The organism is Nonomuraea rosea, from assembly GCF_039539705.1.
Lineage (GTDB): Bacteria > Actinomycetota > Actinomycetes > Streptosporangiales > Streptosporangiaceae > Nonomuraea > Nonomuraea rosea.
In genome coordinates this window covers 489,550-513,359 of sequence record NZ_BAABDQ010000004.1, presented here as the reverse complement: position 1 = coordinate 513,359, position 23,810 = coordinate 489,550, and the positions used below count along the sequence as shown (strand labels likewise).

The 23,810-nt window shown below is 71.8% G+C and carries 21 protein-coding genes; 8 read left to right on the top strand and 13 right to left on the bottom strand.

Annotation, left to right across the window (positions count from 1 at the left end; translation table 11 throughout):
* The first annotated feature begins 25 nt into the window (after window positions 1-25).
* The 4 genes from ABEA43_RS13310 to ABEA43_RS13295 all read left to right on the top strand — a co-directional run bounded on the left by ABEA43_RS13310 (window position 26) and on the right by ABEA43_RS13295 (window position 3,200).
* Window positions 26-646, top strand: a complete 621-nt coding sequence (locus ABEA43_RS13310; RefSeq protein ID WP_345561584.1) for a TetR/AcrR family transcriptional regulator — start codon at window positions 26-28, stop codon at window positions 644-646.
* 135 nt (window positions 647-781) lie between these two features.
* Window positions 782-1,369, top strand: coding sequence for an NADPH-dependent FMN reductase (locus ABEA43_RS13305; RefSeq protein ID WP_345561582.1), 588 nt, complete (start codon window positions 782-784; stop codon window positions 1,367-1,369).
* A 17-nt stretch (window positions 1,370-1,386) separates the two neighbouring features.
* Entirely contained in the window at window positions 1,387-2,361 is a 975-nt protein-coding gene (locus tag ABEA43_RS13300) for an ATP-binding cassette domain-containing protein (RefSeq protein ID WP_345561581.1), read from the top strand.
* On the top strand, window positions 2,358-3,200 hold the full coding sequence (locus tag ABEA43_RS13295) for an ABC transporter permease (protein ID WP_345561580.1): 843 nt from the start codon (window positions 2,358-2,360) through the stop codon (window positions 3,198-3,200). Before ABEA43_RS13300 ends, ABEA43_RS13295 begins: the two co-directional genes overlap by 4 nt.
* A gap of 161 nt (window positions 3,201-3,361) precedes the next feature.
* On the opposite strand, the gene ABEA43_RS13290 is transcribed toward ABEA43_RS13295, so the two are convergent.
* The 6 genes from ABEA43_RS13290 to ABEA43_RS13265 all read right to left on the bottom strand — a co-directional run bounded on the left by ABEA43_RS13290 (window position 3,362) and on the right by ABEA43_RS13265 (window position 9,991).
* A complete protein-coding gene (locus ABEA43_RS13290; RefSeq protein ID WP_345561577.1) occupies window positions 3,362-3,778 on the bottom strand; it encodes a hypothetical protein in 417 nt (138 codons plus the stop codon).
* 122 nt (window positions 3,779-3,900) lie between these two features.
* Complete coding sequence (locus ABEA43_RS13285) at window positions 3,901-4,248, bottom strand: GRAM domain-containing protein (RefSeq protein WP_345561575.1); 348 nt, start codon at window positions 4,246-4,248, stop codon at window positions 3,901-3,903.
* A 58-nt stretch (window positions 4,249-4,306) separates the two neighbouring features.
* Entirely contained in the window at window positions 4,307-4,843 is a 537-nt protein-coding gene (locus ABEA43_RS13280) for a GNAT family N-acetyltransferase (protein ID WP_345561573.1), read from the bottom strand.
* A 232-nt stretch (window positions 4,844-5,075) separates the two neighbouring features.
* On the bottom strand, window positions 5,076-8,387 hold the full coding sequence (locus ABEA43_RS13275; protein WP_345561571.1) for an ATP-binding protein: 3,312 nt from the start codon (window positions 8,385-8,387) through the stop codon (window positions 5,076-5,078).
* Window positions 8,388-8,449: 62 nt separating this feature from the next.
* Complete coding sequence (locus ABEA43_RS13270; RefSeq protein WP_345561569.1) at window positions 8,450-9,643, bottom strand: cytochrome P450; 1,194 nt, start codon at window positions 9,641-9,643, stop codon at window positions 8,450-8,452.
* Window positions 9,644-9,784: 141 nt separating this feature from the next.
* Window positions 9,785-9,991: a cold-shock protein gene (locus ABEA43_RS13265; RefSeq protein WP_345561567.1), complete on the bottom strand. Its 207-nt coding sequence runs from the start codon at window positions 9,989-9,991 to the stop codon at window positions 9,785-9,787.
* 286 nt (window positions 9,992-10,277) lie between these two features.
* Between ABEA43_RS13265 and ABEA43_RS13260 the strand changes: the two genes are divergently transcribed.
* Window positions 10,278-11,822: an FAD-dependent monooxygenase gene (locus tag ABEA43_RS13260; protein WP_345561565.1), complete on the top strand. Its 1,545-nt coding sequence runs from the start codon at window positions 10,278-10,280 to the stop codon at window positions 11,820-11,822.
* Window positions 11,823-11,845: 23 nt separating this feature from the next.
* Here ABEA43_RS13260 and ABEA43_RS13255 read toward each other — a convergent pair whose 3' ends face one another.
* Entirely contained in the window at window positions 11,846-12,769 is a 924-nt protein-coding gene (locus ABEA43_RS13255; RefSeq protein ID WP_345561564.1) for an AEC family transporter, read from the bottom strand.
* A 79-nt stretch (window positions 12,770-12,848) separates the two neighbouring features.
* On the opposite strand from ABEA43_RS13255, the gene ABEA43_RS13250 reads away from it, so the two are divergent.
* Complete coding sequence (locus ABEA43_RS13250; RefSeq protein WP_345561562.1) at window positions 12,849-13,802, top strand: NAD-dependent epimerase/dehydratase family protein; 954 nt, start codon at window positions 12,849-12,851, stop codon at window positions 13,800-13,802.
* A gap of 7 nt (window positions 13,803-13,809) precedes the next feature.
* Here ABEA43_RS13250 and ABEA43_RS13245 read toward each other — a convergent pair whose 3' ends face one another.
* The 5 genes from ABEA43_RS13245 to ABEA43_RS13225 are packed head-to-tail and all read right to left on the bottom strand — an operon-like array spanning window position 13,810 to window position 18,449.
* Complete coding sequence (locus ABEA43_RS13245) at window positions 13,810-15,078, bottom strand: ABC transporter substrate-binding protein (protein WP_345561560.1); 1,269 nt, start codon at window positions 15,076-15,078, stop codon at window positions 13,810-13,812.
* 5 nt (window positions 15,079-15,083) lie between these two features.
* Complete coding sequence (locus tag ABEA43_RS13240; RefSeq protein ID WP_345561558.1) at window positions 15,084-16,097, bottom strand: branched-chain amino acid ABC transporter permease; 1,014 nt, start codon at window positions 16,095-16,097, stop codon at window positions 15,084-15,086.
* Window positions 16,094-16,975 carry a branched-chain amino acid ABC transporter permease gene (locus ABEA43_RS13235; protein ID WP_345561556.1) on the bottom strand — a complete coding sequence of 294 codons (882 nt, stop codon included), beginning with the start codon at window positions 16,973-16,975 and terminating at the stop codon, window positions 16,094-16,096. The genes ABEA43_RS13240 and ABEA43_RS13235 overlap by 4 nt, the downstream gene beginning before the upstream one ends.
* A 2-nt stretch (window positions 16,976-16,977) precedes the next feature.
* A complete protein-coding gene (locus ABEA43_RS13230) occupies window positions 16,978-17,694 on the bottom strand; it encodes an ABC transporter ATP-binding protein (protein ID WP_345561554.1) in 717 nt (238 codons plus the stop codon).
* Window positions 17,691-18,449: an ABC transporter ATP-binding protein gene (locus ABEA43_RS13225; protein WP_345561553.1), complete on the bottom strand. Its 759-nt coding sequence runs from the start codon at window positions 18,447-18,449 to the stop codon at window positions 17,691-17,693. Before ABEA43_RS13225 ends, ABEA43_RS13230 begins: the two co-directional genes overlap by 4 nt.
* Window positions 18,450-18,627: 178 nt before the next feature.
* Here ABEA43_RS13225 and ABEA43_RS13220 point away from each other — a divergent pair, with 178 nt between their 5' ends.
* Both ABEA43_RS13220 and ABEA43_RS13215 read left to right on the top strand, forming a co-directional pair.
* Entirely contained in the window at window positions 18,628-20,031 is a 1,404-nt protein-coding gene (locus tag ABEA43_RS13220; RefSeq protein ID WP_345561552.1) for a PucR family transcriptional regulator, read from the top strand.
* A complete protein-coding gene (locus ABEA43_RS13215; RefSeq protein WP_345561551.1) occupies window positions 20,018-21,514 on the top strand; it encodes a long-chain-fatty-acid--CoA ligase in 1,497 nt (498 codons plus the stop codon). Before ABEA43_RS13220 ends, ABEA43_RS13215 begins: the two co-directional genes overlap by 14 nt.
* Here the strand turns inward: ABEA43_RS13215 and ABEA43_RS13210 are convergent.
* On the bottom strand, window positions 21,492-23,801 hold the full coding sequence (locus ABEA43_RS13210; protein WP_345561550.1) for a M28 family peptidase: 2,310 nt from the start codon (window positions 23,799-23,801) through the stop codon (window positions 21,492-21,494). The two genes, ABEA43_RS13215 and ABEA43_RS13210, sit on opposite strands and share 23 nt — an antisense overlap.
* Window positions 23,802-23,810 lie beyond the last annotated feature (9 nt).

Genomic DNA, 23,810 nt, shown 5'->3' with positions numbered 1-23,810 from the left:
GCATCGAATGCAATAAACTGCCCGCATGTCGTTGCGGGAGCGGAAGAAGCAGCAGACCCGGCAGGCGCTCATCGACGCCGCCGGGCGGCTGTTCGACGAGCAGGGCTTCGAGGCGACGACCGTCGAGCAGATCGCGGCGGCGGCGGAGGTCTCCACCCGCACGTTCTTCTCCTATTTCCGGCACAAGGCGGACGTCCTCTTCAACAACAGCGTCAAGCGCGTGGACGCGGGCGTCCGGGTGCTCGGCTCGCGGGCCCCGGGCGAGCGGCCGGCCGCGCTCCTGGCCCGCGCGTTCGACGTGATGCTCGAAGAGAGCTGGGAGATGGGGCTCACGATCGGGCTCGTCGGCGAGGCGTACAAGCTGCCGATCTTCTCGCCCCAGGCCACCGTCGACCGCTCGAACACCCGGATGGAGCGGCTCGCCGTCGCGCTCGCGAGCGCGTGCGAGATCGACCGGGTGACGGCGTACGCGATGGTGGGGGCGGCGATCGGGGCCGTCAGCGGGGCGGTCGCGGTCGTGCTGGGCGCGGGACGCTCCGACGAGGAGGCCCTGGCCGCGGCCCACCGCGCCTGCCGCCAGGCCCTGACCGGCTTCGACCGCACGGACCGCCGGCCCCCTGACGGCCCCGACCGCACGGGCCTCTAGACCCTTGACGGCCCCGACCGCACGGGCCTCTAGACCCTTGACCGACTTCGACCGCACGGACCGCCCCGACCGCTAGATCGGATCTAGCGGACCGTCTAGCGCCTAAGAGCTGAAGGCGCGAGACGGGAGGCGGACATGGCGAGCGGCGAGGACAACCCGCTACGGGTCGCGGTGATCATCGGCAGCACCCGGGCGGGCCGCGTCTGCGACACGGTCGGCGAGTGGTTCGCCGAGCGCGCCGGCCGCCGCGCCGACCTCTCGATCGAGGTGCTCGACCTGGCCTGCTACGCCTTCCCCGGCTGCTATCCACAGGAGGCGACGCCGTCCATGTGCCGCTTCGCCGGGTCCGTCGGCGGCGCGGACGGCTTCGTCGTGGTCACCCCCGAGTACAACCGCAGTTTCCCCGCCTCGCTCAAGCAGGCGATCGACTTCGCCTATGACGAGTGGCAGGCCAAACCGGTCGGGTTCGTGGCCTACGGCTCGGGTTCTGCCGGGCATTACGCCGTCGAGCAGCTCCGTACGGTCTTCGGCGCCCTGCACGCCGTGACCATGCGCGACTGGGTCGGGCTCGACCTGCTCGGCGGCTCCGACGGCCTCGACGGACGGGGCCGGCCCCGCGACACCGACGACCGCCTGCGGGCGATCACGGCCATGCTCGACCAGCTCGCCTGGTGGGGCAGGACGCTGCGCGCGGGCCGGCGCGCCCAGCCGTACGTCTCATGATCTCTGGAAGGAACACCATGCCTGATCTGGCGATACAAACCTCCGGCCTGGTCAAGGTCTTCGGCGGCACCCGCGCCGTGGACGGCCTCGACCTCGCCGTGCCCACCGGCGCCGTCTACGGCGTGCTCGGCCCCAACGGCGCAGGCAAGACAACCGCCGTACGCATGCTGGCCACGCTGCTGCGGCCCGACGGCGGCGAGGCGACCGTGTTCGGGCACGACGTCGTGCGCGAGGCGGACGCCGTACGCAGCCGGGTGAGCCTGACCGGCCAGTACGCCTCCGTGGACGAGGAGATGACCGGGTCCGAGAACCTGATCCTGCTCGGCCGCCTCCTCGGCCACCGCAAGCCGGCCGCCAAGGAGCGGGCGGCGGAGCTGCTGGAGGCGTTCGGGCTGACGGAGGCCGCGGGGCGGCAGGTCAAGACGTACTCGGGCGGGATGCGGCGGCGGATCGACATCGCGGCGAGCATCCTCAACACCCCGGACCTGCTCTTCCTCGACGAGCCCACCACCGGGCTCGACCCGCGCAGCCGCAACCAGGTCTGGGACATCGTGCGCATCGTCGTCGCCCACGGCACCACGGTGCTGCTCACCACCCAATACCTGGAGGAGGCCGACCGGCTCGCCGGGCGGATCGCGGTCATCGACCACGGCCGGCTCATCGCCGAAGGCACGCCCGGCGAGCTGAAGTCCTCCGTCGGCGCGGGCTCGGTGCACGTACGGCTGCGCGACCCGGCCACCAGGCCGGAGGCTGAGCGCGTACTCGCCGAGACCCTGGACGCGCCCGTCTACCTGGAGTCGGACCCGGTGGCGCTGACCGCCAGGATCACCGGCGCGGGCCGCGAGGCGGCCGCCGCCGAGCAGGCCTCGCGCGCGCTCGCGCGGCTGGCCGAGTCCGGCATCGTCGTCGACGACTTCTCACTCGGCCAGCCCAGCCTGGACGAGGTCTTCCTCGCCCTCACCGACCACCCCGCCACTGAGGAGGCAGCATGAGCACCACCACCGAGAACACCACCGCCTACGCACCCGCCGCGGAGACGCTGAGCGCGGTCCTGGCCCCGACGGCACGACCACCGCGGCCGAGCGCGTGGTCGGCGTCCATGACGTTCGGCTGGCGAGCCATGTTGAAGATCAAGCACGTGCCTGAGCAGTTGTTCGACGTGACGGCTTTCCCGCTCATGATGACGCTGATGTTCACCTACCTGTTCGGCGGCGCCCTGGCCGGCTCGCCGACCGAGTACCTGCAGTACCTGCTGCCGGGCATCATGGTGACGAGCGTCGTGATGATCACCATGTACACCGGCCTGGAGGTGAACAAGGACATCGAGAAGGGCGTCTTCGACCGTTTCCGCACCCTCCCCATCTGGCGCCCCTCGACCATGGTGGGCTACCTGCTCGGGGACCTCCTGCGCTACACGATGGCCTCGACCGTCATCCTCCTGGTGGGCCTGCTCCTCGGCTTCCGCCCCGGGGGCGGCCTCGCCGGGGTGGTGGCCGGGATCCTGCTGCTGCTGGCGTTCTCGTTCGCGTTCTCGTGGGTGTGGACGATGTTCGGCCTGCTGATGCGCAGCGAGAAGTCGGTGATGGGGGTCAGCATGCTGGTGCTGTTCCCGCTGACCTTCCTGAGCAACGTCTACGTCGAGCCCTCGACGATGCCCGGCTGGCTCCAGGTGTTCGTCAACCTCAACCCGATCACGCGCCTGGTGGCGGCCGTCCGCTCGCTGATGGCGGGCACACCGGACGTGGGCGAGCTCACGTGGGTGCTGATCTCGTCGGTGCTCCTCATCGCCGTCTTCGGCACCCTCACCATGCGCTTGTACAACCGCAAATAGCGAATGTGCGAGGCATTTGAGATCGCAGACCGGGCACGACAGCGGCATCCTCGGCGCGTAGCAGTCAGGCAGCCATGCCTACCCCGACATCCTCGACATCCTCGTCCGAGCTGGTTCCGAAGGCGGCAGTCCCGAGCAGGGGCTGCCGCCTTCGTGCGTTCTCAGAAGTCCGGGAAGAACCACAACCGCTGTGCTGCGGCGGCCTTGAAGAAATGGCCCAGGGACTCGATGGCGGCCCTCGGCTGTGGGCCGTCGCCGAGGTCGATCTCGGTGTCCGGGTGCTCGGCCAGCCAGCGGTCGAGCGCGTCGGCGAGCACCTGGACCTCGTCGGGATCGAGCAGCTCGTAGAGGCTGGTGCCGAGGTGCCTGGAGACCCAGTCTTCGTAGACCTTGCCGCGGAACCCGGTGATGTCACTGTCGGACGGCCAGAACACGCCCGCGGGAAAGCCGCGCGGCATGTTCTTGAACGGCTCGATGTCCTCGGGCACCTTCCATGGGAACGTGACCGGTGTGCTCAGGGTGCTGTGTCCGGTGACGGAGGGATCGCCGGGACGCACCGCGTAGACGTCTAGACCCATGATCGAAGACTTCCACACACCACCGACAGTCCGTCGCAAGATCGAGTTCTTATGAGGAAGGCGTCGTCGAGCCGGAGCCCGCGTACGGATCAGGCCACCCAGGCATCGCGGATAGCCGGTGTTCAGGTTCTGGCTCGCTGGATCGCGTCGATCCAGGCGCCTCGCCTGTTCACGACCAGGCGGACGCGGTCGCCGTCCGACAGGGCGAGCTCCAGGCCGTTCGGGATGACCCGGAGCGAGTTGACCGGCTCCAGGGACGTGACCGAGGCCAGGGGCCAGATCCACATGCCCGTCTGGATGTTGACCGCGTGCGAGCGGAACACCAGGCGGCTGCTGGTCAGGTAGAGGTGGCCGCCCACGGCCTCGGGGCCGCGCCACAGATTCGCGAAGCCCGTGCGTACGAGGACTTCGTCGGGCTCGGGCTCGCACGCGCTGCTCGCGAAGAGCCTCAGTAGTTCCTCGTCCGCCATGCTCGGACATCGCCGTCCCGGCGCCACCCGTTACCGGGCGCCACATGCGTGCGGCGGTTCAGGCGCTCGGTGCGCCGAGCTCGATCCAGTAACGCCGCGCCGGGCCCAGAGCGGTGTCGCGGATGCCCTCCAGGACGCCGCCGTGGTGCTCGATCGTCTTCACCGATGCGACGTTGCCGGCCGCGCAGACCGCCAGCACCCGGTCCATGCCGAGCGCCCGCGCCTCGTCGAGCATCCGGCCCAGCGCCCAGGTGGCCAGCCCGCGCCGGCGCGCGGACGGCAGGATGCCGTAGCCGATGTGGCCGGCCCACCCCACATAGTCGTTGGACCCGTGCCTCAGCGCGATCCCGCCGAGCACCCGGTCGCCCTCGACGATCCACCGGTACGTACATCGCACCTGCCCGGCCGCCACCGGCGTCGCCTGATCCGACTCGCCGGCCAGCCGCGTCACCCAGGCCGCGAACCCGTCCGGTGTGTCGACCTCGTCGGACGGCAGCAACCCGAACCCGTCCTCGTGGACGCCGGGACCCCACTCGGCATGCGCCTCCAGCCAGGCGGCGTGCAGACGTGCGGTGGGCGCGATCAGGTCCGGCATACCGGGACCCTATCGATCACTCAAGGGATCGGGCCGCCGTAGACGAGCATGGGCACGTGTCCCGTCGGCCTGTCGGCCTCGGGGGTCTCCGCCCCCAAAGGTGCCAGGCGACCTCTGGGGTCTCCGCCCCCAAGGTCCCGAGCGACCTCTGTGGTCTCCTTCCTCAAAGGTGCCGGGCGGCCTTGGGGCCTCTGCCCCTGAAGGTGGCAACCGGCCTCCCCCGGCGGGTTGCTCAGAGGTGCCAAGTGAGCTCCTCCGCGGGCTGGTAGCGGCAGGTGGAGCCGGTCGAGACCGATGCGCGCAGGTGGGCGGCCAGCTCCGGGTGGGCTCGGTCGAGCTTGCGCAGCACGTCGCGGATCCTGGCGGTGACGGTCTTGCGGGCCCGCTCCGCCTCGTCGCCCAGCCGGCGGGTACGGCCCCCGAGCCCGGCCGCGGCTCGCAGCTCGTCCAGCAGCGCCGCCCGCTCCCTGTCGAACTCGGCCGCCCGCCGATCGTCCCCGAGCTCGGCGGCCCGGTCGATCTCCTCGTCCAGCTGGGCCAGGCGGCGCCGGTAGCGGCTCTTGGCCTCCTCGTCGAGCACCTCGTCACCGCCCATCCTGGCCGCCGCCACCACGAGCCGGCCGCCTTCGGGGTCGAGCAGGAGCACGGCGGGCACGTCCTGGCCGGGGCGGCTCAGCAGGGTGTGCAGGTCGCGGAGCCCTTTGGCGTCGGGCAGATGCGCGACCCGGCCCGCGAACGCGAGTGCCCAGACCGCCCCCTCCCGCTTGAACTCCCCATGCGCTGCTGCGGCTCCAGTGGCGGCTTCAGCAACCGCTGCTTGAGTGAATGCTTCAGGGGCGGGGCCGGTGTCCGCGCCACCGCGCCCGCTGGTGCCGGTGCGCGCACCACCGTGCGTGCCACTGCCACCGCCGGTGCGCGCACCGCCGTACGTGCCACTGCCACCGCCGGTGCCCGCGCCGCCGTACGTGCCACCGCCGGTGCCGGCGACCGTGCCGTCGTCCGGGTCCGGGTGGGCCGGGCGTAGGGAGTCGAGGACCTGGTGCATGCCCAGCTCCTCCGCCTCCCGCCGTACCTCGTCCAGCAGTGACTCGGCCGCGGCCGTGTCGCCGGGGGCGTCCCTGGCCAGGAGGGCGTCGGCGAGGTGTGCTCTGGCCACGACGGACCAGGGGCGGGCCTGCATCAGGTCGGCCGAGCGGCGGGCGGCGGTGAAGCCCTCGACGGCCTCCGTCCAGCGCTCCTCCGCCGCGTCCACCATGGCCAGCCACAGATCGTAAGGACCGCTGATGTCCCAGCCGAACAGCGACACCAGCCACCGCCCCCGATGCGGCGCCAGGTCGGCCCGCACCTTGGCGCACAGCTCCGGGTCCTGCGTGACGGCGGCCAGCTCCGCTCGGAAGCGCAGCCACAGCGGCTGGGCCATGCGCTCGCGCGGCTCGCCGTCCGCGAGGCGGCGCAGCGCGGTGTCGAGGTCGCCCGCCTGCAGGGCCGTCAGCGCCTCCAGCACCGGGACGCACGGGTGGTTGCCGCCCCTGAGCTCGTGGAGCACCTCCATCTGCGCGTCCAGCTTGCCCTGCTGCAGCATCAGCGCCCAGCGGTGGTGCTCCATCATGAACCGGAAGTGGTCGTGAACGCTGTCCAGGTCGATGCCGTCCAGCAGCGACTCGGCCTCGGCGAAGCGGCCCGCGAGGGTCGCGATGATGCTCTCGTCGATGGACGTGGTCATGGCGAAATGTGGCTGCTCGCTGCGCCGGCCCTTGGCGGCGTAGTGGCGGAAGTGGTCGAGGTAGTGGGGGTCGCCCTCCTCGATCATGGCCACCCAGCGCAACGCGGTCGCGAAGTGCTCCAGCTCCGGATCGGCGGTGCGGCGGGCCACGGCGATCAGCTCGCCGGTCAGCCGCACCCGCTCACCCGCCGTGCCCGGCCCCCAGATGATGTCGTGGTGCGCCCACAGGCTGAACGCCAGCGCGTCGTCGTCGCCGCCCTGCCTGGCCAGCGCGGCGAGGTGGAAGACGAGGCCGAGCGCGAGGCGATCGTCGGGCACGGTGCCGCCGACCAGCCGGTCATGGGCCTCCCTGAGCCGGTCGAGCGTTTTGGCCGGGCCGTAGTGGGAGTGCATGGTGAGCGCGAGCCGGGCGGTCAGCTCGGGGTCGTCGAGCTCGCGGGCGCCGGCGGCGGCCCGCTCGAAGATCTGCCGCGCCACGTCGCGGTCGCCGAGATGGTGCAGCTCTCTGCCCAGGTCGAGGGCGATCACGATCTGTCTGCGCGGGTCGACGCCGGCACTCAGGTCGTACGCCCTGCGCAGGTGGCCGAGCTGCTCCTCGTCCGCCAGCCGGCCCCGCGCGTCACGGGCGGCGGCGAGCAGGAGATCGACCGCCCGGCCGGGATCGACGCGGTCGCCCGCGAGATGGGCGTGCCGCGCCAGGTCGCTCGGCAGCACCTTCCCGGCCAGCCCCGGCGAGCGATCCACCGCCCCGACGACCGCGCCGTGCAGCTCGCGCGGGTCGGCCAGCGAGTCGTAGAGGGTCTCGCGCACCAGATCGTGCGCGAAGGCGAACACGCCACCACCCTTGGTCGTCACGAGCTTGGCCACCACGGCCAGCTCCAGCAGCCGATCGACGTGCGCGACGGGCAGGGCGATGGTGGCGGCGAGCACCTGCCGATGGAAGTCCCTGCCGAGCACGGCTGCGACGGGAAGCAGGTCGGACACCGACCGTGGCAGCAGCGACAGCCGCCGCAGCAGCGCGTCGCGGACGCCGGGCGCGACGGCGCCGGCCGAGCCGCCGCTGCGCCACAGCCTGGCGGTCTGCTCGACGAAGAACGGGTTGCCGCCCGTGCGCAGGTGGATCTCGGCGACCAGGTCGGGCGGCGGCTCCTGGCCGGCGGTCCGGGTCAGGAGAGCGCCGACGCCCGCCTGGTCGAGGCCCGTGAGCGTGATGGTGGTGGCCTTGGCGACCAACGGCGACAGCAGGTCGCGCAGCGGATGGTCGACGGGCTCGACCTCGGCGTCGCGGTAGGTGCCGATCAGCAGCAGCCGCTCGAACCAGGTCTGCCTGGCCGCGAACTCCAGCAGCCGCAGCGACGCGGGGTCGGCCGCGTGCAGGTCGTCGATGACGATCATCACCGGGCGCGGCTGCGACAGCGCGACCAGGACGGAGGTGACCGCGTCGTAGAGCCGGAAGCCGTCGGGAGGCTCGGCGGCCGACGCCTCGCCGAGCAGGGCGGCGAGGGCGCTGCCCGCCGTCTTCTCGGCCGCGGCCCACTCGGCGGGCTCGACGCCGCGCCGCAGGGCTCTGAGGACCTGCACCCACGGCCAGTAGCCGGGGGCGCTGCCGGCATCCCAGCACGCGCCGCCGGCCACCAGCGCGCCCTGCTGCCTGGCCTCCGCCGCCGCGCTGGCGACGAGCGTGGTCTTGCCGATGCCCGCCTCGCCGGTGATCAGCACCAGGCCGCCGTGGCTGCCGATCACCCGGGAGATCTCGGCACGCAGCAGCGCGGCGGGGTGCTCCCTGCCGATGAGCTCGTGTGCCGCGAGGTCGATAGGCATGACGCTTGCACGCTATCCGCCCTGGCCGACAATTTCCCATCGGCAGGTCCCACCGATCCCGGCTACCAGGCGACCTCCAGCGAGCCGAGGCCGTAGATGATGTGCGAGGAGCGGAACTGCGGCGGGGTGTCCGTCAGCCGCAGCCCGGGGAAGCGCTGGAGCAGCGCAGGGAAGGCCATGCGCATCTCCATGCGCGCGAGCGGCGCCCCCAGGCAGTGGTGCACCCCGTGGCCGAAGGCGACGTGGCCGGGCGCGCCGCGCAGCAGGTCGAACGTGTCGGCGTCGGGCATGAGCTCCGGGTCCCGGTTGGCGGCGGGCAAGGCGCAGAGCAGCAGCTCGCCGGCCTCGATGGTGTGGCCGCCCAGCTCGGTGCGGGTCGTCGCGACCTTGGTGGTGCCGGAGTTCACGATGCTGAGGTAGCGCAGCAGCTCCTCCACCGTGGCGTCGATCCGCTCGGGCTCCTTCTTGAGCGTTTCGAGCTGTTCCGGGTGGCGCAGCAGGGCGAGCGTGCCCAGGGAGAGCATGTTGGAGGTGGTCTCGTGCCCGGCGAACAGCAGCAGGCCGCCGATCCCGACGAGCTCGTCGGTGGACAGGTCGTCGCCGTGCTCGCGCACCAGCATGCCGAGCAGGTCCTCGCCGGGGTCCGCCTGGATGCGGGTGACGAGGTCCTCCATGTAGGCGCGCGACTCGAACTGCAGCATCAGGCGCTCGTCGCCCGGCACCGCCATGTCGAGCATCCTGCTCGTCCGGCTCTGGAACCCTTCGCGCTCCTCGTACGGCACCCCGAGCAGCTCGCAGATGACCAGCGACGGAATGGGCAGCGCGAACGACTGGACCAGGTCGGCGGGCGACCCGGCGGCCTCCAGGGCGTCCAGGTGGTCGTCGACGATGCGCTTGATCCGCGGCTCCAGCCGGCGCATGCGGCGGATGGTGAACTCGGGGGTCAGCATCCTGCGCAGCCGCGTGTGCTCGGGCGGGTCGAGGCCGAGCAGGTTGCCGGCCTGCACCTTGGCGAGCTGCTCGGGGGTCATCTCCGGCGCTCCGGGCAGCCGGGCGAGGCCCTGCGTGGCGATCCTGAACCGTTCGGCGTCGCCCAGCACCTCGCGCACGTCCGCGTAGCGGGTCACCAGCCAGGCCGGATCGCCGAACCCGTTGATGACGCGCCGGATCCCTTCTTCCCGCGCCGCCGCCAGCTCCGGCGCCGGATCGAACTCCACTCGCCGCATATGCAGCGGCATCGTCGAGGACTCGCTCATGCAATCTCCTGGATCATCCTGGATAATGCGTAGAACGGTAACAATCCCCGCGGGACGTCCTCTAGTGCGATCTCCGTGCTGAAACCCAAGCGACATGCGAAAGCCGGGACCATTCGGGCCCCGGCTTTCACTCGCGTCGCGTCAGGGGACGGGAACGATGTTTTCCGCCTGAGGTCCCTTTTGCCCTTGAGTGATGTCGAAGCTCACCTTCTGACCTTCCCGCAGCTCGCGGTAGCCCTGGGCGGCGATGTTGGAGAAGTGGGCGAAGACGTCGGCGCCGCCGCCGTCCTGGGCGATGAAGCCGAAGCCCTTTTCACTGTTGAACCACTTGACGGTGCCGGTCGCCATGCCGATCTCCTTTGTATGGCGCGCTGCATGCATTCCCTGTCGCCGCAATGACCCATCCGGAAATGACCGGCGAAAACAAAAATGCGCCCGCCGGGCGCACACGAAGTCGTGGGTACCTGAACTGCAGCGCCACCAAGCTAGCACGCGTCACCCCGGAAAAAGCCGCTGACAGATCACCGTGTTGGCGCATCCCCAGGTCCTTCTGGTATGACCTCTGCCGCCTTGACGTGGTCCGTCCCTCGCGAGCAACATGCCCCTGATCATCACTATGAAGAGGATGTGTCCCATGGATGCGCGAGTCCCCGAGCCGGCGGCTGTTTCCGAGCCGGCGCCGATTCCCGAATCGGTCCCCGTACTGATCGCCGGAGGCGGGCCGGTCGGGCTGGCGACGGCCGTGGAGCTGGCCCATCACGGTGTGCGCAGCCTGGTCGTGGAGCCGCGCGAGACGGTGTCGTGGCTGCGGCCCAGGGCCAAGACGACCTCCGCGCGTTCCATGGAGTTGCTGCGCAGGTGGGGGCTGGCGGAGACGGTACGCGCCCGGGCGCCGCTGGCGGTGTCGTGGTCGGACCAGGCGCTGTTCGTCAACAGCCTGCTCGGGCGTGAGATCACCAGGATCGGCGGCTGCTTCGGGCTCGACCTGGCCGGCTCGGACCTGGCCGCGGAGCCGGGCCAGCAGGTGCCCCAGCCACTGGTGGAGGAGGTGCTGCGGGAGGCCGCGGGAGACGCGCTGCTCACCGGATGGCAGGTGACCGGGCTGCGGGAGGACGCCGACGGCGTGACGGCCGGCATCGTCTCGGCGAGCGGCGAGGAGCGCGAGGTACGCGCCCAGTACGTCGTCGGCTGCGACGGCCCGCGCAGCGTGACCAGGGCGGCCATCGGCGCCCGCTACGAGGGCCGCCAGGACGCCAGGCCCAACTTCAACATCGTCTTCCGCGCCCCCGGGCTGGCCGAGCGCATGCCGCACGGCCCGGCCGTGCACTACTGGGTGCTGAACCCGGCCCAGCCCGGCATCGTCGGCCGCCTCGACCTGAAGGAGACCTGGTGGTGCATCGCCATGGGCGTGCGCGCCGACGACGCCGACCCGGTGGGCCTGATCCGCAACCTGGTGGGCGCCGACGTCGAGGTGGAGATCCTGGCCACCGACCCGTGGAGCGCGCGGATGCTGCTGGCCGACCGGTACGCGAGCGAGCGGGTGTTCCTGGCCGGTGACGCGGCGCACCAGAACCCGCCGTTCGGGGGCCACGGCTTCAACACCGGGGTCGGCGACGCGGTCAACATCGGCTGGAAGCTGGCCGCCGTACTGCACGGCTGGGCCCCGACGAGCCTGCTGGCCAGCTACGAGGCCGAGCGCCGCCCGATCGCGGCCGACACCATCGAGGCCGCCGCGGCGAACATGGCCACCCTCGCCCCCGAGCTGGCGGACCCGGCGCTCATGGGGGACGCGGCCGAGTTCGAGCGCGTGCGGCCGGCCGTGGCGGAGGCCGTGCTCAGGACCAAGGACAGCGAGTTCCACAGCCTCGACCTGGTGCTCGGCTACACCTACGAGGGCTCGCCGATCGTCGCCCCCGGCGCTGGCGAACGGCTGCCGCACCGGTGGCTCGGGCCGGGCGACTCGCTCTACGACCGGCTCGGGCCGGGCTTCAGCCTGGTCGGGGACCAGCGGGAGCCCGGGGCCGCCGTGCTGGTGGCGCAGGCGCGCGAGCTGGGGGTGCCACTGCGTGCCGTCGACCTGCCCGGCGAGCCGCTGACGCTGGTCCGCCCCGACCAGCACGTGGCCTGGCGCGGCACCGACCCGGGCGACGCCCTGCGGGTGGCCGTGGGCACAACCTGAACAAAGCACCGGAAAACAAGCGGTCAGCCGAGCACGGCGCCGATCCCGGTCATGATCGGGATGGACAGGACCGTGGTCAGCAGCACGGCCCGGCGGGCCAGGCGCCTGCCGGTGTCGTAGGTCACCGCGTACACGTAGATGTTCTGCGCCGTCGGCAGCGCCGCGAACAAGGTGGCGGCCAGCAGGTCGCTGCCGCCGAGCCCGAGGGCGAAGCGCGCCATCAGGTAGGCGATCGCCGGCTGGACGAACGCCTTGAGCACGACGACGAGGTAGACGTCCCCGCCGAGGCCGTTCCCCTCGGGCGGCGTGGCCGTGCGCTGGGAGCCGTACAGGCTGAGGCCGTAGGCGAGCAGCGCGACGGGCACGGCCGCGCCGCCGAGCAGCTCGATCGGGCGCATGACGATGACCGGCAGGGAGATCCCGCTCAGCGCGAAGGCGAGCCCGAGCAGTGAGGCGACCGTGAGCGGGTTGCGCAGCGGGAGCAGCAGCGCGGACCGCACCGATCTGGCCCCCTTGTCCAGGATCAGGAACGAGATCGGGGTGATCACGATGAGCTGGAAGAGCAGGATCGGCGCGACGAGGGCGCCGTCGCCGAGCACGTAGATCGAGATGGGCACACCGAGGTTGCCCGCGTTGACGTAGGACGCGGCGAGCGCGCCGATCGTGGCCTCGCGCCGGTCCCGCCGCCAGACCAGCCGCGCCACCAGGACGTACACGAGCTGGACCACCGCCACGGCGACGACCTCGGTCACCAGCACCGGCGAGAAGATCGACCCCAGGTCCGCCTTGGACACGGTGGCGAACATCAGCGCGGGAGTCGCCACGAAGAACGCCAGCCGCGACAGGACCAGCTCGTCGCTGGCCCGCAGCAGCCCGCCCACGCCGACGAGGTAACCGAGCACGGCAACGGACACCAGTGCGACGAACGCCGCAACAACCCCCGACAAGCCCCTGACCTCCAAAATCGGACGTTTAGGAGCGTATCGGGTCCCTCCGGATGCTTGCGGCCGGGTTTACGCTGTGCGCATGCGAGTAGTCGTGATTGGCGCCAGCGGTCATATCGGCACCTACCTGGTTCCCCGGCTCGTGGACGCGGGCCACGACGTGGTCGCCGTGAGCAGGGGCAAGCGTGAGCCCTACAGCCCGCACGGCGCCTGGGAGCGGGTCACCAGCGTGAGCGCGGACCGGAAGGCGGAGGAGGCCGACGGCACGTTCGGGCGGCGCATCGCGGACCTGGAGGCCGACGTCGTCATCGACCTCATCTGCTTCCAGGAGTCCAGCGCCCGCGACCTGGCCGCGGCGCTGACCGGCCGGGTCAGGCAGCTCCTGCACTGCGGCACGATCTGGGTGCACGGGCCGAGCGCCCGCGTGCCGACGACCGAGGACCGCCCGCGCAGGCCCATCGGCGAGTACGGCCGCCAGAAGGCCGCCATCGAGGCGTTCCTCCTCGACCGGGCGCACCGCGACGGGCTCCCCGCCACGATCATCCACCCGGGGCACATCACCGGTCCCGGCTGGGTGCCGGTCAATCCGGCGGGCAACCTCGACACCGGCGTCTACCAGGCCCTGGCGGAGGGCGCCGAGGTGACGCTGCCCAACCTGGGCATGGAGACCGTCCAGCACGTGCACGCCGACGACGTGGCCAGGCTGTTCATGGACGCCGTGAACAACCCGTCCGCCGCCGTCGGCGAGAGCTTCCACTCCGTCGCCACCACCGCCCTGACGCTGCGCGGTTACGCCGAGGCGGTGGCGGGCTGGTTCGGGCGGGAGGCGCGGCTGGCGTACCTGCCGTGGGAGCAGTGGCGGGAGACGGTGTCCGAGCAGGACGCCAGGACCACCTACGACCACATCGCGCACAGCCCCCACTGCAGCATGGAGAAGGCTGAGCGGCTGCTCGGCCACCGTCCCCGCTACACCCCGCTCGAAGCGATCTCCGAGGCGGTCGACTGGCTGGTCAGAGCGGGGACCATCACTCCCTGAGCGGACGTCAGCCCGTCAGCGGCCCGAACTCCTTGCGGGTGTCGATCACCGAGCCGAACAGCTCCCATCGCTCGCCCTTGAACTTCATGAGCTGCATCGACTCGATGGGGAACCCGTCGCCCTGCGCGGTGTTCAGCGTCACGCCGGGCAGCAGCATGTCCACCTGCACACCCTTGAGATCGCGTACGGAGTCGCGCAGCCCCTCCCTGGTCGGGCACTTGGCCGCCTCCATGGCCTTGTGGAAGCTGCTCGCGACCGCCCAGCCGAAGGTGTGGTAGGGGACGTTCGGGTCGGCGCCGGGCGCGTACTGCTGCATCTTCTGCCGGTAGAGCGTCATCTCGGCGTCGCTCTGCCACGTCGGGTCGTTCGGGTCCTTGTAGTACGTACTGGACACGACGCCCTGCACGTTCGGGAAGCCGACCGGCTTGAGCACGGTGATCGAGGCGGCGACGTTGTTGATGATGTGCACCGGGTTCCAGCCGGTGTTCTTGGCGTCGGCGGCCAGCGCCTGCGAGCCGAACTTGGGCGTGGTGACGTTCAGGAACACGTCGGCCTTCGACTCGGCGAGGTTGCGCATCTGGGGATCGATGCTGGGGTCGGAGACCTCGTAGCTCTGCTCGGCGACGATCTTGATGCCGGTGCCCTCGACGGCCCGCTTGAACCCGCCGAACAGGTCCTTGCCGAAGTCGTCGTTCTGGTAGAGGACGGCGACCTTGGCGTCGGGCTTCTCCGTCTTGAGGTACTGGGCGTAGACGCGGGCCTCGGAGACGTAGTTGGGCTGCCAGCCGATCGTCCACGGGTGCGCGGTGTCGGTGCCCCACTTGGAGGCGCCCGTGGCGACGAAGATCTGCGGCACCTTGCGCTGGTTCGCGTAGTCCCAGGTCGCGCTGGTCGAGGGCGTGCCGAGCGTCTGGAACAGCGCGAACACCTGCTCCTGCTCGACCAGCCTGCGCGCCTCCTCCACGGCCTTGGGCGGCTGGTAGCCGTCGTCGCGCGCGATGAACTCGACCTTGCGCCCGCCGATGCCGCCCTTCTCGGCGTTGACGTAGTCGAAGTACGCCTTGATGCCCTTGGGGATGGCGCCGTAGGCGGAGGCGGGGCCGGACAGCGGGTAGATGCCGCCCAGCTTGATGGACTTGGCGGTGATGCCGGTGGTCTGCTGACCCGAGCACTCGCCCGACGCGGTCGCACCGGTGCCACCGCTGCCGTCCCGCCCCCCGCAGGCGGCGACGCCGACCAGGAGCAGCGCCGCAGCGCCGATCGCGGATAGACGCATCCCTCTTACTCCTTCCGGGGAATCTTCTTGAGCAAGCGCCCGGCCAGCCCGGCCAGTCCCGTCGGGGCCACGTACATCACCGCGATGATCAGCAGGCCGAAGATGACGCCGGGCGCGGCGTCGTTGATGTCCTGCGAGATGCCCGGCACGAACATCACGAACAGCGCCCCGAGCAGGGGCCCGGACAGCGAGCCGAGCCCGCCGACGACGATGCCGGCCAGCAGGGTGATCGACAGGTTGACGGTGAACGAGTCGGGCGACACGAAGCCGATCACCCACGTGTAGAGGCAGCCCGCCGCACCGGCGAACATCGCGCTCCAGGCGAACGCCAGCGTCTTGTACGTCGACAGCCGCACCCCCATGACCTCGGCCGCGGCCTCGTTGTCCCGCAGGGCGTGCAGCGCGCGGCCCACCCGCGACCGCAGCAGGCTCGCGGCCACCGCGAACGCGGCCACGGCGACGGCCAGGGTGAGGAAGTACAGCCATTGGTCCTCGGCCAGGCCGCTCCACGCGGGCGGCGCGGGCTTGGTCAGCGTCAGCCCCATCGAGCCGCCGGTCACCCCCTCGAACCGCTTGAGCAGCGGCACCAGGAAGATCGCGATGGCCAGCGTGACGAGCGCCAGGTAGAGGCCGCGCAGCCGCATGGCGGGCACGCCGAGCGCCAGTCCGACGACGAACGCCACCCCGGCCGCGATGGGGAGCGTCAGCAGGTACGGGACGTCCCAGCGGTCGAGCAGGATCGCGGCCCCGTACGCGCCGATGGCGAAGAACGCGCCGTGACCGAGCGAGATCTGACCCGCGTGCCCGACGAGCACGTTGAGCCCGAGCAGCGCGATCGCGTAGATCAGCACCATCGTGAGCTGGAAGACGTGGAAGGGCATGAGCTGGAAGGGCGCATAACAGGCGGCGGCGAGCAACAGCGCCGCCGAGCCCCACCGCCAGCGGACCGACAGCGTCCGGGACCGCGCCGCCGGCGCGTTCACCTCCGCGGGACTGCTCACCCGCGTGGAGCCGCTCATACCCGCTCCACCACCGCTCGCCCGAACAGCCCCTGGGGCCGCAGCAACAGCACGCCGAGGATGATCACCAACGGCACTCCCACCTTGAGATCGGAGCCGATGACGCCGACGTAGGCCCCGGCCAGCGTCTCGGCGACCCCCACGATCAGGCCGCCGGCGACCGCGCCCGCCGGGCTGTCGAACCCGCCGAGCGTGGCCGCCGCGAACGCGTAGATGAGGACGCCGCCCATCATGTTGGGCTCCAGGAACAGCAGCGGCGCCACCAGCACGCCCGACACCGCGCCGACCGTGGCGGCCAGGCCCCAGCCGAGCGCGAGCGTCCAGCCGACGCGGATGCCGACCAACCGGGCTGACTCGGGGTTCGTGGCCACGGCGCGCATCCCCAGCCCGATCTTGGTGTGCTGGAAGAGCAGGTACAGCAGGCCCATGACCAGCGCCACGACGCCCAGCACGCCGATCGTCGAGAAGCCCACGCTGATCCCGCCCGCCTCCAGCGCGCCGCCGGGGAACGGGTTCGGGAAGTCCTTGATGAGGAAGGTCCAGATCCATCCGGCGGCGGCGTTGACGAAGATGAACAGCCCCACGGTGACGATCACCAGCGTCAGCTCAGGCGCGCCCTCGACCGGCCGGATGATCACCCGTTCGATGAGCATGCCGCCCGCGAAAGACACCACCAGTGTGAGCGCCAGCGCCAGCCAGAACGGCAGCCCGGCGGCCACGCACTGCCAGGCGATGTAGGTGGAGAACATGGCCAGCTCGCCCTGGGCGAAGTTGACGATCCCGGTGAACCGGTAGATGAGCACCAGGGCCAGCGCCAGGCTTGCGTAGATGGCGCCCGCGCCGAGCCCCTCGACGATCTGCTGCAGGAATCCGGCCATGCCTACACCCGGTATCCGAGATAGGACTGCGCGACCTGTTCGTCGGCCCTGATCTCCGCGGCGGTGCCCGACAGGACGATCCGCCCGGTCTCCAGGACGTGCGCCTGCTGGGCGATGCCGAGGGCGAGATGGGCGTTCTGCTCGACGACGACCACGGTGGTCCGCTCCTCTTGGTTGATGGCCTGGACGATGCGGAACAGCTCCCTGGTGACCAGCGGCGCGAGGCCCAGCGACGGCTCGTCGAGCAGGAGCAGCCGGGGGCGCAGCATGAGGGCCCTGCCGATGGCCAGCATCTGCTGCTCGCCGCCGCTGAGACTGCCCGCGGTCTGCTTGAGCCGGGTCCGCAGCGCGGGGAAGTAGGCGTGGATCCGCGCCAGGTCGGCCTCCACCTGCGCCTTGCCGCGCCGGACGAACGCGCCGAGCCGCAGGTTCTCCTCGACGGTGAGCGGCATGAACGTGCCGCGTCCCTCGGGCACGTGCGCGACGCCCTGCCGGGCGAGGGCGTCGGGCGAACGGCCGGACAGGTCGGCGCCGCCCAGCCGGACCGTGCCGCGCGCCTTGACCATGCCGGACAGCGCCCGCAGCAGCGTCGTCTTGCCCGCGCCGTTGGGCCCGAGGATGGCGCAGATCTCGCCCTCACCCACGGTCAGGTGGACGCCGTGCAGCACGCGGGCGTCGCCGTACCCGGCCACGAGGTTCTCCACCACCAGATCGCTCATACGGCGGTCCCCAAGTAAGCCTCGATGACGCCGGGGTCGCGCTGAACCTCGGCCGGCGGCCCCTCGGCGATCTTGCGGCCGAAGTCCAGGCACACGATCCGCTCGCAGATCCCCATGACGAACCCCATGTGGTGCTCGACCACGATCACGGTCAGGTCGTACTCGGCGCGGATCGCGCTCAGCGTGCCCGCGAACTCCTCCACCTCGGCCGTGTTCAGCCCGTTCACCGGCTCGTCGAGCAGCAGCAGCCGCGGTCTGCCGAGGAGCGCGCGGGCCAGCTCGACCCGTTTGAGCGTGCCGAACGGCAGCCCGGTCGCCAGGTGCCCGGCGACCTCGGTCAGGCCGAGCCGCTCCAGGACCCCGTCGGCGTCGGCGCGCAGCGTGCGCTCCTCGCGGCGGACGCCCGGCAGCCGCAGCCCCGCGGACAGGAAGCCGGCGCGGCCCCGGTGGTGCGCGCCGACCAGCACGTTGTCACGTACGGACAGGCGCGGGAACAGGCCCAGGTTCTGGAACGTCCGCGCGACGCCGAGCTCCGCGATGGCGTGCGGGGCCACGGAGGTCAGGTCCCTGCCCTCGTACGCGATGGTTCCCGAGTCGGCGTCGTAGCTCCGGTTCAGGCAGTTGAACAGGGTGGTCTTGCCGGCCCCGTTCGGCCCGATGAGCCCCACCATCTCGCCGCGCGCCACGTCGAAGCCCACGCCGTCCAGCGCCGTGATGCCGCCGAAGCGGACGGTGAGATCGTGCACCTCCAGCATCCGGCCTCCTGGAGAATAATGTTCTGAAGTTGGGCTCAGCGTAGGATCCGCCGTTGACGGGCCGCATTGGGCACGGTGACCCAAGATGTTTCGGGCAAGTTGTCCGCTGAGCACAGCGTGGGTCTCGGACCGGTTACGACCCGTTGACCGCCCGGCACAACCCATGGATCATCCCGGCATGTCCACTGGTTTGAGCACCGTGGCAGCCGTCCGCGCGCAACGTACCCGCATCCTGTCCGAGCTACTCGGCGATCTGCAGGCGCTGGCCGACGCCGCGGTGGCGACGATGCGGGAGGAGATCCCCGCCTACGCCGCCAGAGGCCCCGAGTTCCAGTCCGACGTCCGCGACCAAGTGATCAAGCACTACCGCGCCAAGCTGGCCGTGCTGCTGGAGGACCGGACGGTGACGTTCGACGACATCTCCTTCACCCGGCGGGCGGCCATGCGCCGGGCCAGGGCCGGAGTGGCGCTGGCCGACTACATCAACGCGTTCAGGGTGGGGCAGCAGGTGTTCTGGGAGTCGGTGGTCGAGCGGTCCGGGCACGCGCCCGCCGGTCGCGAGGCCGCTCTCACGCTGGCGGCCCCGCTGATGCGCTACTGCGACTTCGCCAGCACGCACGCGGCGAACGCGTACATGGAGTTCCAGCAGTACGCGGCCGCGGAGGCGGTGCGCGAGAGCCGCGACCTGCTCGAAACGCTGCTCGCGGGCGTCACGCCGACGCGCGGCAGGGAGCTGGCCGCGGCGCAGGCGCACGGGCTCGGTCCTGACGGCCGCGCGCCGCTGCTCGTCGTGATCGCCGTGCTCGCCGGCTCGCCCTCCGCCGTGACCACCGGCCCCGACCAGGGCGCCGACGCCCGCCACGCGGCCTGCGCGGCGATCGCCAGGACCGGCGGCAACGGCACGCGTACGCTGTCCGTCGTCCGCCAGTCGGAGATCGTGGCCATTCCGGTGCTCGGGCCCGCCGCGACAGCACATAACACTGGGCACAGTACGGGACCCGGCGAGCTGTGCGACCGGCTGCAGGCGGTGCTGGAGAGCCTGGCCTGCGAGGGGATCAGGCTGGCCATGGGCGTCAGCACCGTGGCGGTGGGCGCCGCGCAGATCCCGCAGGCCTACCAGGAGGCCAGGGCCGTGCTGGACTTCGTGCCCGAGGAGGGCGGGCTGGCGGCGCTGCCGCGGATCACGCCGTTCCAGTATCTGGCGCTGAAGGCCGACGACACCGCCAGGAACCTGGTGGACCCGCGCATCACCTCGCTGCTCGCGGAGGACCGGGCGCGCGGCGGCGTGCTGACCGCCACGATCAGGGCGTTCGCCGCCGCCGACCTCAATCTGCGGGCCGCGGCCGAGCGGCTGCAGATCCATCCCAACACCGCCCAATACCGGCTGCGCAGGATCCACGAGCGGACCGGGCGCAGCCTGCGCTCGATCGACGACCTCGTGGAGCTGCTCGTCGCGATCGCGTTGCAGGACGCCCAGCCCGTTCCCGGCGAGCCGACCAATTCCGCGCGGGAAAGACTGGCGACCGCGACCAATGAGGGCCGTGGGAAAGCGGGCGTACGGTCTTCCCATGAACCTCGCTGACCGGCTCCACACCGCCGCCCGGCGGCTCGGTGGCAGAGCGGTTCTCACACTGGACGGAGCGGAGCTCACCTACGGCACGCTGGAGGAGCTGAGCGCCAGGCTGGCGGGGCTGCTGCTGGCCAGGGGGATCCGCGCCGGCGACAGGGTCGCGATCATGCTGCCGAACGTGCCCGAGTTCGGCGTCGTCTACTACGGGGTGCTGCGGATCGGCGCCGTCGTGGTGCCGCTCGACCCCCTGCTGAAGCGGCGGGAGATCGCCGCCTACCTCGGCGACTGCGGGGCGCGGCTGCTGATCGCCTGGCACGCGTTCGCCGAGACCGCCGAGGCGGGCTCCGGGAGCACGAACGCGGACGTGTTCTTCGTGGTGCCCGAGGAGTTCCGCCGGCTGCTGCGCGGCGTCGCGGCCGAGCACGAGATCGCCTCCATGGCCGACGGGGACACGGCCGTGATCCACTACACCTCCGGCACGACGGGCCGCCCGAAGGGCATCGAGCTGACCCACGCGAACCTGACGGGGAACGCCGCCGCCGTGGCCCGCATGCACGCGCTCGGCGTGGATGACGTGGTGCTCGGCGCGCTGCCGCTCTACCACACGTTCGGGCAGACCTGCTCGCTCAACGCGACCGTGCAGGCGGGCGCGCGGCTGACGCTGCTGCGGCGGTTCGAGGCGGGCCGGGCGCTGGAGGTGATCAGGCGGGACGGGGTGACCGTCTTCCAGGGCGTGCCCACGATGTTCATCGCGCTGCTCGACCATCCGGGCGCCTCCGACATGTCGATGCTGCGGGTCTGCGTCTCCGGCGGGGCCGCGCTGCCGCTGGACGTGCTGCGGGCGTACGAGACCCGGCTCGGCTGCGCGATCGTCGAGGGGTACGGGCTCAGCGAGACCTCCCCCGTCACCGCGGCCAACCGCGGCGGGCAGCACCGGCGGCCGGGCTCCATCGGCTGGCCGATCAGGGGCGTCGAGATGCGGGTCGTCGGCGAGGACGGCCGCGACGTGCCGTGCGGCACGATCGGCGAGATCGTCGTACGCGGCCCCAACGTGATGAAGGGCTACTGGAACGACCCGGCGGGCACGGCCGAGGCCATCCGCGACGGCTGGTTCCACACCGGCGACCTCGGCAGGAAGGACGAGGACGGCTTCTTCTTCCTGATGGACCGCCGCCGCGACGTGATCATCCGGGGCGGCTACACCGTCTACCCGCGCGAGGTGGAAGAGGTCCTGTACGAGCACCCCGCGGTGCGGCAGGCCGCCGTGCTCGGCGTGCCGCACCCGGAGCTCGGCGAGGAGATCGAGGCCGTGGTGGCCCTGCGCGCGCCGGTGACCTGCGCGGATCTGCGTGACTTCGTGAAGGAGCGGGTGGCCGCCTACAAATATCCCCGGCACATCTCCTTCGTCGACGAGCTGCCGATGAGCCCCACCGGCAAGATCCTCAAGCGCGCGCTCGCCCGTCCGGCCGCGGTCAGAGCCGGTAGGTCCGAGTGATCGCGACGAGGTCGCCGTCCTCCCGCGTGGCCGCCACCACGCCCGGCGGGCGCTCCACGTAACCGGGCACCGCGGACAGGCCGTCGGTCTCGGCGATCGCGGTCAGCCTGAACCGGTCCGCGCCGGGCACCCGCAGGGTGATCTCCGCGCCGCCACTCGGCAGGCCGCGGAAGCGGACCTCGCCCGGCCAGGTGTTGCGGCGGGTGCCGGTGACGGGAACGCTCACGGGGGTCATTCCCCTGACGGCGGCGGTCGCCCCGGTGATCGGGCGCTCGGTGCGCAGCGTGATCGAGCGCGCGCCCCGGCCGGCGCTGACGCGCAGCCTGATCGTGTCACCGGTGCGCGAGAGCACCGTGACCTGCGGCCCGGCGGCCTCGATCGCGGGTGCGGGGCCGGTCCACAGGGTGCCTCTGGCGTAGCCGGGCGGCAGGGTGCCGGTGTCGCGGCCCGAGACATACCGGCGGGTCCAGGCTGGTGGCTCCGGGTCGGCGCTCACCCAGGCGGCGGTCCTGGTGCCGGCGTCCATCACGCACGCCAGGTGCGTCCGCCGCGGGTCCCGCGCGTCGAAGGCGTTCTCCGCCAGGCCGCCCGCGACCAGCGCCGCCGTGAGCACGGTCGCCACCAGCGGCACGCCGACCACGGCGGGACGGCCCAGCTCGCGTGCCGGATCAGGCAGGATCAGCTCCGCGATCGGCATTGCGGTCAGCCCGAAGAGCGCCAGCACCAGCGCGCTCACCCCGCCGAGCGCCAGGCCCATGCCGTCGAAGGTGTTCCCGGCCAGCGCGGGCAGCAGCGCCGCCGCCGGCACCGCGCCCAGCGTGAGCGCCGCCACCCGCCAGGCGGCCCCGCGCAGCAGGAGAGCGGCCAGCCCGCCGGCCGCGCACAGCAGCACGGGCAGGGTGAACACGAACGATGCCCCCGGCGCGGCCTGCGCGCACAACGCGCCGAGCAGCGCGGGCCAGGCCAGCGCGCCGATGCCGAGCGCGGCGGGCCCGATCCTGCGGCGCAGCCCCAGGTACCAGCCGAGCAGCACCAGCCCCGTCATGACCGCGATGGCCGCGCGGAAGGCCAGCGGGTGGTGCAGCAGGCCGCCCATCCCGTCGTACTCGGGCCGCCGGCTCACCAGCAGCTCCCACAGCCCCTGCGCGAGGACCGCCGCCAGCACGAGCGGCACGACGGCCGACACCGCGGCCACCGCGATCCGCGGCAGGCTCGCCACCCGTCTGCGGCGGGCGAGCAGCGCCAGCCCGGCGACCGCCGCCAGGGCGAGCGCCGCCAGCGGCCAGACCAGCCCGTTCGGGTACGTGACCAGGACCCCCAGCAGCCGGAAGTACGTGACGTCGTGCCCCGACTCCAGCGTCCGCAGGTCGGCGGCCCCGAGTGCGCGGGCCAGCGCCAGCATGTTCGTCCCGTGGTGCTGCAGGCTGCCGCGGTCGAGGTGCGCGAGGGAGTCGTCGGCGGTGTGGTAGCGGGAGGAGTCCTGGATGTAGGCGAAGTTCAGGCCGGCGAACCCGGCCTTGCTGAGGGGGGTGAAGTCGGTGTTGTTCGGCAGCAACCGGTACAGCTCCACCATCGTGGAGTCCCCGCGCGGGTGCGGCACGGCGTCCGCGTACAGGCCGACCAGGGCGGCGTTGTCCTTCGACGTCTCGAACATCAGCGACGGCCCGCTGACGCCGCGCGCCTCCCAGTTCAGCAGCACGCCTCCGGCGCGGCCGAGCGGGTGCTCCCTCACGAACGCCTGGGCGCCGAGCACGCCGTCCTCCTCGCCGTCGGTCATCAGGAACACGAGGTCGTTGCGGAGGGCGGCGCCGCCCAGCGCGCGTACCGTCTCCAGCATGGACGCCACCGCCGCGGCGTCGTCGGAGACCCCCGGGCCCATCGCCGCGGAGTCGTAGTGGGCGGCGACCAGCACCGTTCCCGTCGAGTCCGTCCCCTTGCGGGTGGCCACCACGTTGTCCACCCGCCCGAACGTCGCCAGACCCGTCGAGGCGTTCGCGCCCACCGCGCGCTGGACCTCCACCTCCAGCCCGGCCGCGCGCAACTGCGCCACCAGGTAGCGCACGGCGCTGTCACCGGCCGCGCTGCCGATCGGGCGCGGCTCGGTCGCGAACCTCTCCAAGTGACTCAGCGCCCGCCCGGCGCTGAACTCCCCGGCCGGCGCCGAGGCGGGCAGCGGCTGCATCGTGCTGTCCGCCATGGCCGTCAGCATGATCACTCCGGCCAGGGCGAGCATGGCCGCCAGTCCCGCCAGGAAGCGGCGGGGGACATCGAACAACTTTCCGGTCATGACCAGGAA

Excerpts from the sequence above, each read along its gene's own strand:
- ABEA43_RS13310 (WP_345561584.1), top strand. The coding sequence starts at position 26 with ATGTCGTTGCGGGAGCGGAAGAAGCAGCAGACCCGGCAGGCGCTCATC.
- ABEA43_RS13245 (WP_345561560.1), bottom strand. The coding sequence starts at position 15,078 with ATGCGTCTATCCGCGATCGGCGCTGCGGCGCTGCTCCTGGTCGGCGTC.
- ABEA43_RS13250 (WP_345561562.1), top strand. The coding sequence starts at position 12,849 with ATGCGAGTAGTCGTGATTGGCGCCAGCGGTCATATCGGCACCTACCTG.
- ABEA43_RS13215 (WP_345561551.1), top strand. The coding sequence starts at position 20,018 with ATGAACCTCGCTGACCGGCTCCACACCGCCGCCCGGCGGCTCGGTGGC.
- ABEA43_RS13265 (WP_345561567.1), bottom strand. The coding sequence starts at position 9,991 with ATGGCGACCGGCACCGTCAAGTGGTTCAACAGTGAAAAGGGCTTCGGC.
- ABEA43_RS13235 (WP_345561556.1), bottom strand. The coding sequence starts at position 16,975 with ATGGCCGGATTCCTGCAGCAGATCGTCGAGGGGCTCGGCGCGGGCGCC.
- ABEA43_RS13240 (WP_345561558.1), bottom strand. The coding sequence starts at position 16,097 with ATGAGCGGCTCCACGCGGGTGAGCAGTCCCGCGGAGGTGAACGCGCCG.
- ABEA43_RS13290 (WP_345561577.1), bottom strand. The coding sequence starts at position 3,778 with ATGGGTCTAGACGTCTACGCGGTGCGTCCCGGCGATCCCTCCGTCACC.
- ABEA43_RS13280 (WP_345561573.1), bottom strand. The coding sequence starts at position 4,843 with ATGCCGGACCTGATCGCGCCCACCGCACGTCTGCACGCCGCCTGGCTG.
- ABEA43_RS13305 (WP_345561582.1), top strand. The coding sequence starts at position 782 with ATGGCGAGCGGCGAGGACAACCCGCTACGGGTCGCGGTGATCATCGGC.
- ABEA43_RS13220 (WP_345561552.1), top strand. The coding sequence starts at position 18,628 with ATGTCCACTGGTTTGAGCACCGTGGCAGCCGTCCGCGCGCAACGTACC.
- ABEA43_RS13225 (WP_345561553.1), bottom strand. The coding sequence starts at position 18,449 with ATGCTGGAGGTGCACGATCTCACCGTCCGCTTCGGCGGCATCACGGCG.
- ABEA43_RS13275 (WP_345561571.1), bottom strand. The coding sequence starts at position 8,387 with ATGCCTATCGACCTCGCGGCACACGAGCTCATCGGCAGGGAGCACCCC.
- ABEA43_RS13285 (WP_345561575.1), bottom strand. The coding sequence starts at position 4,248 with ATGGCGGACGAGGAACTACTGAGGCTCTTCGCGAGCAGCGCGTGCGAG.
- ABEA43_RS13300 (WP_345561581.1), top strand. The coding sequence starts at position 1,387 with ATGCCTGATCTGGCGATACAAACCTCCGGCCTGGTCAAGGTCTTCGGC.
- ABEA43_RS13295 (WP_345561580.1), top strand. The coding sequence starts at position 2,358 with ATGAGCACCACCACCGAGAACACCACCGCCTACGCACCCGCCGCGGAG.
- ABEA43_RS13230 (WP_345561554.1), bottom strand. The coding sequence starts at position 17,694 with ATGAGCGATCTGGTGGTGGAGAACCTCGTGGCCGGGTACGGCGACGCC.
- ABEA43_RS13270 (WP_345561569.1), bottom strand. The coding sequence starts at position 9,643 with ATGAGCGAGTCCTCGACGATGCCGCTGCATATGCGGCGAGTGGAGTTC.
- ABEA43_RS13260 (WP_345561565.1), top strand. The coding sequence starts at position 10,278 with ATGGATGCGCGAGTCCCCGAGCCGGCGGCTGTTTCCGAGCCGGCGCCG.
- ABEA43_RS13210 (WP_345561550.1), bottom strand. The coding sequence starts at position 23,801 with ATGACCGGAAAGTTGTTCGATGTCCCCCGCCGCTTCCTGGCGGGACTG.